A 13,427-nucleotide genomic window follows, 5' to 3' on the forward strand; every position below is an offset into this window, starting at 1 on the left:
AATACTTTTTGAGTTGTTGGTTGTTAGTTGTTAGGCTTTGCTTGTTTCGTTTGTTTGTTGGCTTGAAACTTTCAATTGCCAGGGCGAATGCAATTCGCCCCTACCATTTTCAACTTCCTCAAAACCCCTGTATTTCCGGTTGCCTGTATTTCCAAATGCGTTGCAATAGTTTGATTTCATATGGATATTGATAGACATTGATTTTGTAACGCAATGTTGCGACTGCTTTGATGGCTGTCTTTCTTAAACTGGTGAGGCGAATGTCTGTAACAGTTGGATAGCGCCCATTCAACACTGTTTCAAAGTTTCTGATCTTGTCGATCATTGCCGGTGTGAGCCATGGTGTGAGAGGGTTTTTGCGCATGTCAAAATTCTCCCAATGAGGGCTCACCCAATCTTCCAGCGTTTGCGGAAACTGGAATCCGTTGCTTTGCACTTCCTTAAACAACTCCGAACCCTCTGTAGGCACAGGACTGTAAGTGTATAGAACAATTTCTGTGGAAGGGTTTATGCTCTTGATCTTTTTTATAAATGCAATGTCATCGTCAATTTGTTTTTCAACGAGCTCAGGCGTTGGTGCAGGCATGCCTAAAACAAACGAGTATTCAGGAATGATATCAAACTTTTTCAATCTCGCAGCAAATGCAGCGATCTGCGCGCCGGTTTGTGTGCCGCCTTTATCCATGCGTTTCAGCAATTCGTCGTTACCACTTTCTGCTCCAAAGAAAATGATCCTGCAGCCTGCTTCGCGTATCAGCGCCAACGATTCATCGGAGAATTTATTCATGGTATCTATCCGTGCCATTCCCCACCAGATCATCTTTTCGGGCTTAATGAGTCTCGCAAATTCAACCACCCTTTTTTCAGATACAAAGAAATTGTTGTCGTGAAATTCTATCGCATCGGCCCCCCATTTATCTTTGATGTATTTGAGGTCGTTGTAAACATGTTGTGCCGATTTGGCTTTCCATCTTGCTTCGTAGATAGGCACAACGGAACAAAATGAACAGGTAAACGGACAACCAATGCTGGAGTGATACGCGAAGGTTTTTTTACCGAGGTACGTTTTGCCGAGATAGTTTTCCATTGGGTACATCGTATGTAATTTGTCATACGGCAATGGTGGCAATGTGTCCTGCTCTATCAGGTCTTCCTTTCGGGTTTTTATGATGTCATCGCCTGAGCGATAAATGATGTTTTTGATCAGCTCGTAAGGCGTATTGTTTTCCAGCGCATCGATCAGTTGAGGAAAGCAATGGTCACCAGGGCCATTTACCACAAAATCTACGTAACCCGATTTCAGGACAGCATTGTATTGCTGAGAGGGAAAATAGCCTCCCCAGATCATAATCGTTTTGGGAAACAATTCCTTGATTTTTTTTGAAAAGGCAACGGCCTGCCGGAGTTGCGGCCCGGGCATTACGGTGAAACCAATGTATTTGAAATTGCCGGTGGATAGATAGTTGCTGATCTTTTCCATAGGGTCGTCTTCCCTGTTTCCATCAACAACCACCCAATCATATTTGCCCTCTACCGATGCGGCGATGTTTAGAATTGAGTTGGGTACGCGAAAAGTGATTTTTGCACTCCTTGGATTAAAAAGCAAAATCTTATTGTGAACAGCCATGAGGTTTGATTATGACAATAAATACGAGGAAAATTGGGAAAGGTTGCCGGGGGCAATTAATAATTAATAATTAATAATTAACACGGCGGCATTTCTGAGTGAAGGTGATCCCGTTTTTTCGAGGATAAATAAGCCAGTTAGTTATCGTGTTGCGGCACCTATTAATTCTTAATTATTAATTATTAATTCCCAACGGTTCAGGCAACTGAAACCCCACTTTCCCCGTATATACTATCATGCAAATCTCCTCCTATTTTAAACGTTTGTTTACTCCTAAGACCAAAGATCACGAACCGGAAAAAGCTTATGACCTTTGGGCGGCCTCGTATGACGAGCAACCCGGCAATTTGATGCTGGACCTCGATAAGATGGTACTGTACGATTTACTGGACGATGTTGACCTTGCGGGAAAAAGAATTGCGGATATTGGTTGCGGCACTGGAAGGCATTGGCAGAAATTGTTGTCGTACGAACCTGAACTGTTAGTAGGCTTTGATGTGTCGGAAGGAATGTTGAAAAAGCTGAAGGAAAAATATCCGGATGCTATCACGAGAAAAACAAACAGCAATCTTTATCCTGAAATTGCGGATGGCTTTTTCGATGTCATCATTTGCACCCTCACCGTCGCGCACATGCAGCGAATGGATGAAACATTTGGAGAATGGAACAGGATATTAAAGCCGTGCGGCGATATCTTTCTTACTGATTATCATCCCGAGGCGCTTGCGAAAGGCGGCAAACGCACGTTTTCATACAAAAACCGATCGATAAGCATTCACAACTATGTGCATCCAATTGCCTTTATACGGCAACTGGCGGCGGTGAATGACTTGCGAATCGCTCATTTTCGTCACATCAAAATTTCCGATGCGCACCGACATTACTATGAACAGAAAAATGCGCTGCATGTGTTCGAGAGATTTTTCAATACTCCTATCATTTATGGCATGCATTTAAAGAAGATCGATGCTGTTGCATAACGTCCATATTGCCAATCAAAATGAAGTCTCTGATATTCATTTATCCGGAGAGAAAATTGTTTCCCTGGTTAACGCGGATAACGAGGTTATTGAAGAGGATGCTATCACCTTCACTAATGCGGTGGCTATTCCCGGACTTATTAATTCGCATGATCACCTGGATTTTAACTTGTTTCCACAGTTGGGTGATGTGGTGTATGACAACTACCAGGAGTGGGCCGAACACATTCATTCGGTATACAAAAAGGAGATTGATGAAGTGTTGCAAATACCGCAGGCTTTACGTGCTGAATGGGGTTTGTATAAAAATCTGCTTTGCGGCGTAACAACAGTTGTTGATCATGGGGTCGAGCATTCATTTGACCAGCCTGTGATTGAAGTATTTCAACATTGCCAGTCGCTACACTCCGTTGCTTTTGAAAAAAACTGGCGAATGAAGCTGAACAATATCTCCAACTTGCAAAAGCCGGTGGTGATACATACAGGGGAAGGAATTGATGCCAGTGCTTACGATGAAATCAAGACGCTGCTTAGCAACAACTACATCAAACGGAAAATTGTTGCAGTGCATGGAATAGCCATGACCTCCATGCAGGCAACAAAATTCAAGGCATTGGTGTGGTGCCCTGCATCGAATTATTTTATGTTTGGACAAACGGCCAACATCAGTCAGCTTAAGAAACTTACTCCGGTTCTTTTTGGCAGCGATTCTACTCTAACAGCTAGTTGGGATATATGGCAGCAGATACGGATTGCCAGAAAAGACGGCTCTCTTACTGACAAGGAACTGTTTGAATCACTCACTTCTGCCCCTGCCGAGGTTTGGAAAATGAAAGAGCTCGGGAAAATTGCAAAAAATCAGCAGGCAGATATTGTTGTTGCAGACAAGGGAAATCACGAAGGTTGGGATGCAGTTTTGTCGATAACACCGGAAATGATTTTGCTCGTGATCAAGAGAGGAGAAATTCAGTTGTTTGATGAAAGCTTGTTGCAGCAGATAGAGGAGCAACACATCTCCCTCAAAGATTTCAAACAGGTTTCAGTGAATGGTGCAATAAAATATGTGCGAGGCAATATTCATCAGCTCATTACTAGTATTCGCTCCTATCACCCACAAGCGATCATCCCGGTAGAAATTGTTCAAATAAAATCGCCTTCCTATGTTCACACTCATTGATCTTACCTTCTTTGTCAACAAGGAGTTTGCAAGCGGTTCAGAGCTTGTGATATCGCAGGCGGCTTCACTTGGTTATGTCGATCATATTAAAAAGTGTGTGGCTGTTGAGGTGGTGAAGCATACATGCAAGGAAGAGCATATAGTTGTGAATGGTGTGCCTTATCATTTCTTTAAAAACAACAATCGATTTTTCAGTTTTCCATTAAAAACATTTTTGTACATACGAAAGCGACAGCCCGAAATTGTGCTTACCCAGGGGCTCTCGTTTCCATTCCAGGTGTTGATGTTGCGATTGTTTGCCAAAAGCAAAACACGCATTCTTGCCCAGCATCATGGTGAAAGATGTGCCCGCTCCGTGGTGAAAAGAATGTTTGAACGTTTTGCCGATAAATACATTGACGCTTATCTTTTCAATACACCTGAATATGCAGAAGAAAGGCTGCAGCTTGGCTTAATAGGCTACCAGGACAAAATTCTGCTGCTACCCGAAGGCTCTAATACTTTTCAAAAGAAAGATAAAAAGAAAGCGAGATTGCAGGCTGGCATTGAATCTGAAGGAACTGTTTTTCTTTGGGTAGGAAGACTTAATGATAACAAGGATCCTCTTACCATTTTGCATGCGTTCGCAAAATATCTTTCTTACAACGGCGATGCACAGCTATATATGATCTACCAAACAGAAGATTTGCTTTGGGCCGTAACCGATTTAGTGAATCAGAACGATTTACTGTTGGCGCATGTTCACTTGCTTGGAAAAAGAGATAGAAATGAATTGGATATGTGGTACAATGCGGCTGATTATTTCATTACCGGAAGCCATCATGAATATGGCGGATATGCTTTGCTGGAGGCAATGGCCTGTGGCTGTGTGCCAATAGCCACCAACATTCCAACCATGCAACGTTATTTGCAACATGGAGAAACTGGTTTCTTATTTCCTCCAGGCGATATTGAAGTGCTGAGTTTGCTGCTAACAATTCTCGATCAATACGATGTGGAAGAAATGTCACGGAAAGTAGCCGGTCATTTTAGAGCCAACTATTCATTTGAAAAAATAGCAACCGAGCTTTGTGATATTTGTACTGCACTACTTGTCAAACAGCCGCATTATGTTGGTGACCGTGTCATCGATCCCGTAAGCAGTAACGCTTGAATGTTTCAGCTGACTGTTTTTCAAAAGAGAAATGGTTTGCTCAACCATTTCATCAATAGTATTAACAATGAACCAGTGTGGTATATCGTGCTGCATTGGTTTGCAAAAGCTGATTACGTATGCACCGGCATAAGCGGCTTCTGCGCAAACAGTGCTAAAGCCTTCATAGGAAGAGGTATGTAAAAATATTTTTGTTCGCTGCATATTGACTAGTATTTCGGCATGTGGTAACTCGCCTGTTAAAGTAACATTGTCCTGCAAATGATGTTGTTCTAAAAGATCATGCAGTTTTGCTTTCTCCTGCCCTTCCCCGCAAAGCAAAACTTTTAGTTTACCGAAACTTCCATTTACCTGTTTTACCACTTCAACAAATACATCATATTGCTTTAGGGGAATGAGAGAGCCTGCGGCCATTATATCGATATCGCGTTCGGTTGGTGTATGAGTAAACATGTTTCCATCAATACCAATGGGCACAACATTAGCAATTTTGATCGCGTAATGTTCTTCAAAAGTTTTTGCAACGCTATCTGAAATGGCGATCAATTCCTCACCGGACGATCGCATCAGCATTTTGTAACGGTTGTTCTTTTTTGCATCCTGCCCAAGTAACCATGTGTAATATTTGATGCCGTATTTTTTGCCAAAACGCTTGCCCAGCAAGGCACACTCGCCCAGCCAAAGACTAAGAATGCCGATGATATGGTGTTGATGTTGCAAGTCATTCAGTATGCGCCAGACTTTTATCCAAACCCTTAACCTGAACAATTTTCCCTTGTTGGCACCACCCACACCAATGACCTGGATGCCGTTCCACACATATCTTTTTGCTACAAAAGGATACTGAAAAGTGATGATGACAATATTAAGCAACGGATAATTTTTCTGCAGATTCTTTACAAACACCTGAACGGAAGGAAGGCAAGCCGAATCTGCCTCATTTATGGGGAAACCGGGGGTGAGAATTATGAGAGTCGATTTGTTCATGCTGGTATCAGGAATTAGAAATTAGGAATTAGGAATTAGTAAAGAAGCAAAATTTAGGAATTGCGAACTAGCTTCTAACTCCTAATTCCTAATTTCTAATTCCTGCTTTAGTTCACTCATCAATCTCCACCATCTTATTACACCAATGCAAACTGCTTTTATTATGTGTGATCAGAATAATGATTTTTCCCTGCGATGCGAGTTCCTGGAAGTAGTTGAGCAGTTTGATCTCCGACGCTTCGTCGAGTTCTTTAAATGGTTCATCGAGTATAATAAGGTCGGCATTCTTGTACAGCGCGCGTGCGATGGTAATGCGTTGACGCTGGCCGCCGCTCAGGTCCCTGCCTGCATCTGCGATGTGTGTTTGCTGCGCATCAAAACCAGAGGAAACAATTTGCTGCATGCTGGTGGCCTGAAGCACTGTTTCAACTTCGGTATTTTCTCCTTCTTCTTTACCCAATGTTATATTGTTCCAAACAGAGTCGTTGAACAGAAAAGGATGTTGCTTTACATAGGCGATCAAATGCGTTATCTTTTTACGATCTTCTGTGGTTGTGTTAACTCCGTTGATATTGATGGCTCCTGATGATGGCGACAAAAAGCCGAGCAATAAATTGACTACCGTTGTTTTTCCTTTCCCCGAAAGTCCGTGTATGCCAACTATGTCCCCACGATGCAAGGACAGGTTGAAATAGCTTAATACAGGTGTAGATGGCCTGTAGGCAAAGGAAACATTTTCGAATGCGACATGTTGTATCCCTTTATCAATGTTGGTATCAGCGTTGTCATTTGTTTCTGCTTTTTGCTGTGGAGCAAGCGGATGTATGGTAAATTCGTAAGCTTTTATTTGACCGATGCTGTTTAATATCTTCACTGCACCGGGAATAATTTTATACGCTGCGGCAATGAACGCGCCGAGCGTCACTACTTCCAGATGCACAGTTCCTGATAGTGTTTTGTTGATCACTACGAGAATGAACAAGCCTGCAACGGCAAATGCTTCTATGAATCTGGAAGGCAGCGCCTGTATGCTTTGTTGTGATGCCAATCCTTCGTTCATCAGCTGCTGGTGGTTAACATAGCGTTCCGTAAAAAATGATTGTGCATTGTACACATTGCTCTCTACAAAAGCAGCAAGGGCTTCGTGCAAATATTGCAAAGACTGCTCGCTGTTTTTCTTTACAACTTTTTTTACGTTATCCACTTTACGTTTCATCAGTGATGAGCACATGATAACGGGTGGCAGCAATACGATCAACAATAGTAAAAAAATAACCGGGCTGTACAATAGCACTGCTGTGATGGTTATGAATATCAAAATGATTTGGGCAACCATTTGCTGGAAGCTGCGCAATACGTAGTAACAAAACTCAATCGGTTCCTGTGAAATTTTTCTCACGTAAATGGCCGGTGCTGTCTGCACATGCTCTGCGTAATCTGAATGAAAATAACTGATAAGATTGTTGCGGGAGATTCTCAGTGCCACTTTGTAGATGAACTGAAATTGGTTAGTGAGTACCACTCCCGCGAAAATATTTTTAGCAATGAATAGCATTAAAAAGATCGCAATCGGCCACAGGGAATCTTTTCCGAAGAAATTGCTTACGGCTTCAACAGATGCATTCTTTGTTCCTGCATACATGGCTGTGAGCCAAACCAGCGCAGCCATGAAAGCTACGTCCAGCAAGGTTAGCAGGATATCCGGAAAGATCATGGACCATAGCTGCTTTCTTTCCTCCGGGGTAAGTGCCTTAAAAATATGTTTGATGATCAGCTTCATGTGGCAGGCTATTATACTTTAGGAAAAGAAAACCGTAGCGACGGTGCGCACAATAATTTTTATGTCCATTTTGGGTGACCAGTTCCTGATATAGTAAAGATCCATTTCCAGCCGCTCGCTTAATGTTTCAATATTTTCAGAGTAGCCGTATTGGCCATATGATTGTGCAAGACCTGTGATGCCGGGCTTTACAAAGTGCCGGGATGAATAAGAATCTATCAATACTTCGTTGCGTAGATTCTCCGCTATCATTTGCGGACGCGGGCCGATAAAGGACATATCTCCCATCAAAACATTGAGGAACTGGGGCAGTTCGTCCAAATGTGTTCTGCGAAATACGTGGCCGGTCAGGGTGATCCTTTTATCATTTTCATGGGCTCCTTCTGTGTCTGCATTTGCATTTACAATCATGGTCCTGAACTTGATGCAGTTAAAAACCTGTCCATTTTTCATATGGCGCTTTTGTATAAAAAATACCGGCCCGCGGGAATTTATTTTGATGATGATGGCGGCAAGGGGTGTCATCCATGACAGAATGAATACGATGGCAAATAGCGAGACAAGAATGTCAACAGTTCTTTTTAGTAGTTTGTTGTACGTTCTGTCCAATGGTGAGCACAACTTTTCGTCGCGATAAACAACGTTGAGTTCAGAGGTTCGCACAGGCAGCTGTATAGCCACGTCGGTATAAGAGTCGGCATGTCCCTTCATAATGTACTTGCTATAAGTGGATGATCAATCGCTCAGTGATCCGTCTTTGTAAGTATATACGAGAGGTTACAAGAATAGTTGCCTGACAGGTGCTTTTTCTTTTGTTAAATGCTTAACGCTGAATGCCAAAAGCTTAACGCATGTTGTGACTCTCAGATTTACCACTAAGGCACTGAGGGCACTAAGCTACACTAAGGCTTGTTTGAAATTCAGCTTCTCTTAGTGAAACTTAGTGTTCTTAGTGTCTTAGTGGTGAAAGAGCGAGTTAGACTTTTAAAGTATTACAACGGGTCAGTTAGTTTCCTTCGACCAGATTATTGTTCCATTCGTTTCAAAGACAATCGAATTTGCTTTGGAGAGAAATGAATTTTCAAATGTGTTTGTGTTGGCGAAGTCTTTCAGTTGACTGATCAATTTGTTTACAAGCTCATCATGGGCAAGACTATTGTAGTCGCGTTCCGGCAATTTTAAATAATTGTGTGCGGGCTCAAACTCAATACGCGTTGCTGATTGATGTTCCCCTTCTTTGTAGGTGTTGGTTCCAACTAAGAAAAGTATTTTTTCGTCCTTCCCTTCGAAAAGGCCGAGTTTAAATTTGTCAATCTTTTTTTCTGGTTTGCTGTTGTCGCAAATGTTAACCAGCCAGTCTTGTAAGGTTTTGAAATGCGAAATCTCTTCTGGCGCCGGGGGTGCTAGATCATCGACTGACTCTGTTATCCGGACATCCTGAACTATAATTTTTCCGTGTTGTTCGCATGCCATTATTGATACAGTGATTAAGGTTATAAAAAGAAACTTACGGATTGCAATCATACTGATTTAGGATTTACGAGGTTTAATGATAAAATTAAATCTACATAATACTACTGTTAGAAAAAAGATTTTCCCTCAACTACTTGGGAAGGTCGGATTATTTGGGGTCTCTGAGATTACCACTAAGGCACTAAGGGCACTAAGCCTCACTAAGGGTTGTTTAAAATTAGACCTCTCTTAGTGGAACTTAGTGCCCTTAGTGCCTTAGTGGTGGAATAGAGACTCACACTTCCAACGCGTCGGTAAGAAACAAAACGGCCCATCCTTTCGAATGGGCCGTGCAAAAAACACACTTAAACGCATGAGAAGAAAGAACTATTGTGCCCTTACTGCCATATCAACGGGCGAACCCGGGATGCCGTCTATTTTCTTAATCAAATCACCGTTTTTACCGGTGCTGATGTTCAGGTAATACAAAGAGCCTTCAACGCCCGCCACCAGTGTATTCTGATCAATTAATTTGATCATGGTAACATCTTTGCCGCCAAAGTCTGTTGTAAGTGCTGTAAGGTTTTGATTGGTTGGATTGTATCTGTATACTTTGCTGCCCGAGTTAAAATAGAATATTTCATCGTCAGTTGCCTGCCATTTTGTTGTTGCTGTAATTAATGCCGGCTGAATGAATGCACGCTTGTATAAAGTCGTAATCTGGAACGGCCCTGTGAAGTTTGCCGTGAACTTCAACTCATACAAGGTGCCGTCGGATGATTTTCCAAACAGAAAACAATTGCCTTTATTCACCTGCATCATCGTTACCAGGTTGAGGCCAACATTGGTTGGATCAAAGGCTGAGCCGATGACACTATATTGCGTACCAAAATACATCGGTTGTCCATATACGTTAAAGCGGATGATGTTCTTTTTTACCGCATCATATCCTATGTAATAGTCACCAGTGCTTCCGCTGGCATAGATGAGGCCATTATCCAAAGTGTAGTCGCCATCACAGGCTACACCAAACATGCCATAGATGGGCGCCATGTTCCATGTTTGCCAGAAACCAGCATACAGCCTATGGTTGATAACACCTGTGATTACCCCAAGTTGCGTGCCGGACATTTCTGATACCTTCGTTGTATCCGGCGCGTTAAAAAAGTTGCCAGCTAAGTTTTTTGCACGTTTCAAAGAATCGGCACCTATTTGCACACCGCCATTTTCCGTCATTACCCAATAGCTGGAAATGGTTACGGGCAGAATTTGCTGATGAACCGTAGGTACCATTACCAACGGTTTTGCAGGCAAATTCTCTCCCTGTACTGTTGCATATATCCGGGCCTGTACTGTACCATCGGGTTTGATAAATGAGAATTGTGTTACATTATTTTCAACGCTTAACACGGCTGTTCCGAGGCTGAAATTGGTAATGCCATCTATTTTAAAGTCGTGAAAGTAACGCATGCCATTATCGTTATTGATAATGGTTAAGCGACCATAAAATCTGCCTGTGCCTAATCCGTAAAGCGTTCGTAAAGAAGAGCCCGAGAAATGTTGATCGGCCACATTAGGACCGCCAATGCGCCAGTCGAAGCTTAATGATGCATTGTTTTTTACGGTAATGGTCGGCGTAATAATAAGGCTGTCCCCAACCACGGCTTTGTACACAGTATCGAGATGTGTAACCACTGGTTCTTCGGGTATATCGTATGTATAATTGCCTTTGTCCTTGTAGCAGGAGTCAAAAGCAACCGCTAGTGAAATGGAAAATATGATGATTAATAATTTCTTCATGCTCGTTAATTTTTAAAATTTAAAATTTAAAAATCAAAAGTCAAACGCTTGCAAAACACAGTTGCTCTCATTTTTTACTTTTGATTTTTTACTTTTTAATTTATCCTACGCCCAAACTCATCAATGAAATGGTAAGTGCTGGCGCCATCATCTTTCTTATACAATATTTTCTTAGCAGGATTGTTGATGCTATAGAAATAGTAGTCGTCGCTGTCCTTAATTTTATCCAGCACATAATCCCGTCCCGGATTATTCTTTACCCATGTTGCCGGGTCGGCCATAAACGAAGTGAGTAGACTGATAATGTATAAGTTTTTCGGAATATCAAAAAATGGTGTATTCGGTTGAGGAACGGTCAATTCTCTTACGCCATTAGTAGCAATAAGAAAAAGCAAATGTTTTGTACGGGAGTAATAATCGCCCAGATAGTAAGTCCACCAGTACTCCTTTTCCAGTGTGCTTGAAAAAATAACCATTCCGTTGATCTCTTTTACCAGTGACGTTCCGAAATTGTCATTTGCATATAACTTAAATTTCAGCTTAACAGATTGATTCTGCAATGCGCTATCGGTGTTATAAATAACCAATGGAATAGAAATTCTTCCCTTGTTTGCCGGCATCACATAGCTGTCTTTGAAAGCTTCATAATGTTTGCCCGGTAACGCCGTAGAAGAATCTGGCATTGCTTTAAGGATAAAAGTTCTGTCAGTGTTTGTTTGAACGCCGGAAATGCGAACTGGTATCATAATAGTGTCACGTGCCAGATCCGGTGTATATGCAAATGTGTACACAATGCTGTCCTTGTCTTCTGAACTGAAATCGAAAACAATGTTGTCCGTACTGTTGTACTTCAGCTCTTCCGCTTTTTTGCAGGAAGCAACTGTAAGTACAAGTAGTATGATGGGAAATAATTTTTTCATGCTCGAAATTTTTGAATGAATGAATACACTGTTAGTTTCGTTGTCCGAATTCTATTTCATCATTTGGTAAAGGCAACACAAAAATGTTGGCTGAAGGGCCATAGAATCCCCCATTTAATCCTACAATGGCTTTGTTGAGGCGTTTGTACATGTAGAATATTTGGCCTTCCCCATAAAATTCCTTACGGGCCTCTTTTACCAGTTCATTCAAGAATTCATCTTTGGAATTGGTTGCCAAATGCGCATCGATGCCTCGAGCGGTTCTTACTGAATCAACCAGTCCTTGCGCTTGTTGTGGATTTGCATCGTACGTACATTCTGCAGCTATATAAAACATTTCACTGAGTCGCAATGCGGGTGCCATCAGCGGGTGCCTGTTTGCCGTTGCGTCGTCATCTTTCACATCCGGATTGCGCACATACTTTTGCAAAGCGAGATTGGCTACGCCTGCATCCACTGTTGCGAACCATTGTTTGTAGCGGTTGTCGCTGCCTCCCACTACGCCGCCAGTTTCGTACATAAATTGAGCACCGGCTTGTTTGATGAGCAAGCTTTTGTTTCCCTGGTTAAACATCAGTGAAAGATCATCCACCATGTCAGGAATGTAGAAAGTGAAAATTAACTCCTTGTACATGATCCTATCTTTAAGCTTGATGTCAGAGTTGATGAAATCTGCTTTGTCGGTAAATGGAAATTTCTTCGAATTGATCACTTCCATTGCGTTTACGAGTGCATTCGCTTTGTCGTTTTTATACAGGTACACTCTTGCCAGTTCTGCACAAACCGCATAATAGTTAAAGCGGTGTCTTCTGTTTTGTAAGAAAAGATCAGTTGATGATTCTTCGGTGTATTTAAGTGTATCGGTAATATTTGGATAGTTCACTCTGTAAGAAGCGCTCATGATCGGATCGGCGGGACGCAACAATTCTTTTGCCTGCAATAGGTCTGCGATCATTTTATCAAGACTTTCAGTAACAGTTGACAAGTTTGTAACCTTGTTGGTAAAACTTGTTACGTAAGGAATTGCTTTTGTGCTTGCACCTGTTGCAAATGATGGCCCGAATAAACGCAGCGCATCAAAATGCAGGTAGGCTCTCATTCCCAACGCTTCTCCCTTAATAAGATCATGACCAATATCTGTAAACAGGTTCTTTTTGCTGTCTACATTTTCCAGTATAAGATTACAGTTGCCTATCGCGTTGTATAAACCTTTCCATGCATTGTCTTTCCTGCTTATAAAATCTGCGTCTTTATAATTGTATAAAGATGTTTGCAAGTATCTGCGTTCATCGTATGCAGACTCAATGGAGAAGTTTTGCGCCAGTACATCCGGAAAGCCGAACGTAAGCTCGGTGCCATACAGATCTCCCTGTGCACAGCGGGAATAGATGCCGTTCATTGCTTCTTCAAAACCTTGTTCCGTTTTAAAAAGATCATCTTCCGATACTTGCGACTGCGGAGTTACGTCGAGCCATTTTTTGCAGGATGTAAATGCCGTTGCAATTATTATTATGATTAGAATATTTTTTTTCATGCTTTATCTTTTAGTGT

At 41.9% G+C, this 13,427-nt stretch carries 11 protein-coding genes; 3 read left to right on the top strand and 8 right to left on the bottom strand.

All coding sequences use genetic code 11. The annotated features are described in order from the left end of the window. Positions 1-118: 118 nt before the first annotated feature. Positions 119-1,627 (bottom strand): B12-binding domain-containing radical SAM protein, encoded by a 1,509-nt coding sequence (locus KTO63_RS23530; protein WP_217794423.1) that lies wholly within the window; start codon positions 1,625-1,627, stop codon positions 119-121. 236 nt (positions 1,628-1,863) lie between these two features. Here KTO63_RS23530 and KTO63_RS23535 point away from each other — a divergent pair, with 236 nt between their 5' ends. The 3 genes from KTO63_RS23535 to KTO63_RS23545 are packed head-to-tail and all read left to right on the top strand — an operon-like array spanning position 1,864 to position 4,937. Then, positions 1,864-2,607, top strand: coding sequence for a class I SAM-dependent methyltransferase (locus KTO63_RS23535; RefSeq protein WP_217794424.1), 744 nt, complete (start codon positions 1,864-1,866; stop codon positions 2,605-2,607). Next, positions 2,594-3,784 (top strand): amidohydrolase family protein, encoded by a 1,191-nt coding sequence (locus tag KTO63_RS23540; RefSeq protein WP_217794425.1) that lies wholly within the window; start codon positions 2,594-2,596, stop codon positions 3,782-3,784. The genes KTO63_RS23535 and KTO63_RS23540 overlap by 14 nt, the downstream gene beginning before the upstream one ends. Continuing rightward, on the top strand, positions 3,768-4,937 hold the full coding sequence (locus tag KTO63_RS23545) for a glycosyltransferase family 4 protein (RefSeq protein ID WP_217794426.1): 1,170 nt from the start codon (positions 3,768-3,770) through the stop codon (positions 4,935-4,937). Before KTO63_RS23540 ends, KTO63_RS23545 begins: the two co-directional genes overlap by 17 nt. Here KTO63_RS23545 and KTO63_RS23550 read toward each other — a convergent pair. From KTO63_RS23550 to KTO63_RS23580, 7 genes are all read right to left on the bottom strand, one after another. Then, positions 4,872-5,924 carry a glycosyltransferase family 4 protein gene (locus tag KTO63_RS23550; RefSeq protein WP_217794427.1) on the bottom strand — a complete coding sequence of 351 codons (1,053 nt, stop codon included), beginning with the start codon at positions 5,922-5,924 and terminating at the stop codon, positions 4,872-4,874. The genes KTO63_RS23545 and KTO63_RS23550 overlap by 66 nt on opposite strands. A 112-nt stretch (positions 5,925-6,036) precedes the next feature. Beyond that, on the bottom strand, positions 6,037-7,704 hold the full coding sequence (locus KTO63_RS23555) for an ATP-binding cassette domain-containing protein (RefSeq protein WP_217794428.1): 1,668 nt from the start codon (positions 7,702-7,704) through the stop codon (positions 6,037-6,039). An 18-nt stretch (positions 7,705-7,722) separates the two neighbouring features. Then, the gene (locus tag KTO63_RS23560; protein WP_217794429.1) at positions 7,723-8,415 is read right to left on the bottom strand and encodes a sugar transferase; all 693 of its coding nucleotides are present in this window, start codon (positions 8,413-8,415) and stop codon (positions 7,723-7,725) included. 291 nt (positions 8,416-8,706) lie between these two features. Further along, entirely contained in the window at positions 8,707-9,177 is a 471-nt protein-coding gene (locus KTO63_RS23565; protein WP_217794430.1) for a hypothetical protein, read from the bottom strand. A 366-nt stretch (positions 9,178-9,543) separates the two neighbouring features. After that, positions 9,544-10,956: a PKD-like family lipoprotein gene (locus KTO63_RS23570; RefSeq protein ID WP_217794431.1), complete on the bottom strand. Its 1,413-nt coding sequence runs from the start codon at positions 10,954-10,956 to the stop codon at positions 9,544-9,546. A gap of 95 nt (positions 10,957-11,051) precedes the next feature. Further along, positions 11,052-11,876, bottom strand: a complete 825-nt coding sequence (locus tag KTO63_RS23575; RefSeq protein ID WP_217794432.1) for a DUF4843 domain-containing protein — start codon at positions 11,874-11,876, stop codon at positions 11,052-11,054. Positions 11,877-11,907: 31 nt separating this feature from the next. After that, entirely contained in the window at positions 11,908-13,410 is a 1,503-nt protein-coding gene (locus tag KTO63_RS23580) for a RagB/SusD family nutrient uptake outer membrane protein (protein ID WP_217794433.1), read from the bottom strand. Positions 13,411-13,427: the final 17 nt, after the last annotated feature.

This window comes from Pinibacter aurantiacus, from assembly GCF_019130065.1.
Lineage (GTDB): Bacteria > Bacteroidota > Bacteroidia > Chitinophagales > Chitinophagaceae > Pinibacter > Pinibacter aurantiacus.